The following is a 3343-nucleotide window of genomic DNA, read 5'->3' on the forward strand; positions in this document are numbered from 1 at the left end:
TTTTGCTCTTTAACAATTTGGAAAGCTGATAAAAACTTTGAATCACGTAAGTGATTTAGAGTTCTCAATAAGTAAAGAAAATGCCAGTTAATCGACAGATTAATTGTGCGTCTACTTTAGTATTCTATAACTTCTGGCGAAGTTAAACAGTCGCACCAAACAACTCAAACTACTTTGGGTTGTATGGTTAAGTGACTAAGCGTACACGGTGGATGCCTTGGCAGTTGGAGGCGATGAAGGACGTATTAACTTGCGATAAGCCTGGTCAAGCTAGTAAAAAGCGCTTGAGGCCAGGATTTCCGAATGGGGAAACCCACCTGCTTGCAGGTATCTTGCACTGAATACATAGGTGTAAGAGGCGAACGCGGAGAACTGAAACATCTAAGTACCCGTAGGAAAAGAAATCAACCGAGATTCCGAAAGTAGCGGCGAGCGAAATCGGAGCAGCCCTTAAGCTTATTTGATGTTAGTGGAAGGCTCTGGAAAGTGCCACGATACAGGGTGATAGTCCCGTACACGACAATGTCTAATAAGTGAAATCGAGTAGGTCGGAGCACGTGAAACTTTGACTGAATATGGGGGGACCATCCTCCAAGGCTAAATACTCCCAACTGACCGATAGTGAACCAGTACCGTGAGGGAAAGGCGAAAAGAACCCCTGTGAGGGGAGTGAAATAGAACCTGAAACCGTGTACGTACAAGCAGTAGGAGCCCTTCGAGGGTGACTGCGTACCTTTTGTATAATGGGTCAGCGACTTATATTTTGTAGCGAGGTTAACCGAATAGGGTAGCCGTAGTGAAAGCGAGCGTTAACTGCGCGTTGAGTTGCAAGGTATAGACCCGAAACCCGGTGATCTAGCCATGGGCAGGTTGAAGATTGAGTAACATCAATTGGAGGACCGAACCCACTAACGTTGAAAAGTTAGGGGATGACCTGTGGCTTGGAGTGAAAGGCTAATCAAACCGGGAGATAGCTGGTTCTCCCCGAAATCTATTTAGGTAGAGCCTCGGACGAATACCATTGGGGGTAGAGCACTGTTTGGGCTAGGGGGTCATCCCGACTTACCAACCCCATGCAAACTCCGAATACCAATGAGTACTATCCGGGAGACACACGGTGGGTGCTAACGTCCATCGTGGAGAGGGAAACAACCCAGACCGCCAGCTAAGGTCCCAAAGTGTATGTTAAGTGGGAAACGATGTGGGAAGGCTAAAACAGCTAGGAGGTTGGCTTAGAAGCAGCCACCCTTTAAAGAAAGCGTAATAGCTCACTAGTCGAGTCGGCCTGCGCGGAAGATGTAACGGGGCTAAACATACCACCGAAGCTGCGGCTGCAACTTTATGTTGCGGGGTAGGGGAGCGTTGTGTAAGTGGCTGAAGGTGTGCCGGGAGGCATGCTGGACATATCACAAGTGCGAATGCTGACATGAGTAACGATAATGCGGGTGAAAAACCCGCACGCCGGAAGACCAAGGGTTCCTATCCCATGTTAATCAGGGTAGGGTGAGTCGACCCCTAAGGCGAGGCCGAAAGGCGTAGTCGATGGGAAACGGGTTAATATTCCCGTACTTGGTATAGATGCGATGGGGGGACGGAGAAGGCTAGGCAGGCACGGCGTTGGTTGTCCGTGTGAAAGGCAGTAGGCTTGAATCTTAGGTAAATCCGGGATTCTTTAAGGCTGAGAGTCGAGACGACACTCTACGGAGTGGAAGCTGTTGGTGCCATACTTCCAGGAAAAGCCTCTAAGCTTCAGTCTATATCGAATCGTACCCTAAACCGACACAGGTGGTCAGGTAGAGAATACTAAGGCGCTTGAGAGAACTCGGGTGAAGGAACTAGGCAAAATAGTACCGTAACTTCGGGAGAAGGTACGCCCACATTAGGTGAAGGACCTGCGTCTGGAGCTGAAGTGGGTCGCAGTGACCAGGTGGCTGGGACTGTTTATTAAAAACACAGCACTGTGCTAAATCGTGAGATGACGTATACGGTGTGACACCTGCCCGGTGCCGGAAGGTTAATTGATGGGGTTAGACTTTGTCGAAGCTCTTGATCGAAGCCCCGGTAAACGGCGGCCGTAACTATAACGGTCCTAAGGTAGCGAAATTCCTTGTCGGGTAAGTTCCGACCTGCACGAATGGTGTAACCATGGCCACGCTGTCTCCACCCGAGACTCAGTGAAATTGAAATCGCAGTGAAGATGCTGTGTACCCGCGGCTAGACGGAAAGACCCCGTGAACCTTTACTACAGCTTGGCACTGAACATTGAGCCTACATGTGTAGGATAGGTGGGAGGCTTTGAAGTGGTTACGCCAGTAATCATGGAGCCATCCTTGAAATACCACCCTTGTATGTTTGATGTTCTAACGTTGGCCCCTGAATCGGGGTTGCGGACAGTGCCTGGTGGGTAGTTTGACTGGGGCGGTCTCCTCCCAAAGAGTAACGGAGGAGCACGAAGGTTGGCTAAGTACGGTCGGACATCGTACGGTTAGTGTAATGGTAGAAGCCAGCTTAACTGCGAGACAGACACGTCGAGCAGGTACGAAAGTAGGTCATAGTGATCCGGTGGTTCTGAATGGAAGGGCCATCGCTCAACGGATAAAAGGTACTCCGGGGATAACAGGCTGATACCGCCCAAGAGTTCATATCGACGGCGGTGTTTGGCACCTCGATGTCGGCTCATCACATCCTGGGGCTGAAGTCGGTCCCAAGGGTATGGCTGTTCGCCATTTAAAGTGGTACGCGAGCTGGGTTTAGAACGTCGTGAGACAGTTCGGTCCCTATCTGCCGTGGGCGTTTGAGAATTGAGAGGGGCTGCTCCTAGTACGAGAGGACCGGAGTGGACGAACCGCTGGTGTTCGGGTTGTTTTGCCAAAGGCATTGCCCGGTAGCTACGTTCGGAATCGATAACCGCTGAAAGCATCTAAGCGGGAAGCGAGCCTCGAGATGAGTTCTCACTTGGCGTTTAACGCCACTAAAGGGCCGTTGAAGACGACAACGTTGATAGGCAGGATGTGGAAGCGCTGCAAGGCGTTAAGCTAACCTGTACTAATTACCCGTGAGGCTTAACCATACAACGCCAAAGTGGTTTGTATGTGACTGTTTAAGCAAGAAGTTAAGAGACTAAAGTAGATTTACTTGAGAAGCTTTCCAAATGACTAACACGCCGTGTTAGCCCAAGTTTATGCTTGGTGATAATAGCGTTCTGGACCCACCTGACCCCATGCCGAACTCAGAAGTGAAACGGAACTGCGCCGATGATAGTGTGGGTTCGCCCATGTGAAAGTAGGTCATCACCAGGCTCCTAATTAGAGAGACCCGTTGCACCAGTGCAGCGGGTTTTTTT

Annotated in this window: 2 rRNA genes; both read left to right on the top strand. The window is 50.1% G+C overall.

The annotated features are described in order from the left end of the window. Positions 1 to 185: 185 nt before the first annotated feature. A 23S ribosomal RNA gene (locus tag W04_RS18640) occupies positions 186 to 3070 on the top strand. Between the two features lie 114 nt (positions 3071 to 3184). Next, positions 3185 to 3299: ribosomal RNA gene (gene rrf / locus W04_RS18645) — 5S ribosomal RNA — on the top strand. Positions 3300 to 3343 lie beyond the last annotated feature (44 nt).

It is taken from the genome of Pseudoalteromonas sp. SW0106-04 (assembly GCF_001293805.1).
Classification (GTDB): Bacteria; Pseudomonadota; Gammaproteobacteria; order Enterobacterales; family Alteromonadaceae; genus Pseudoalteromonas; species Pseudoalteromonas ruthenica.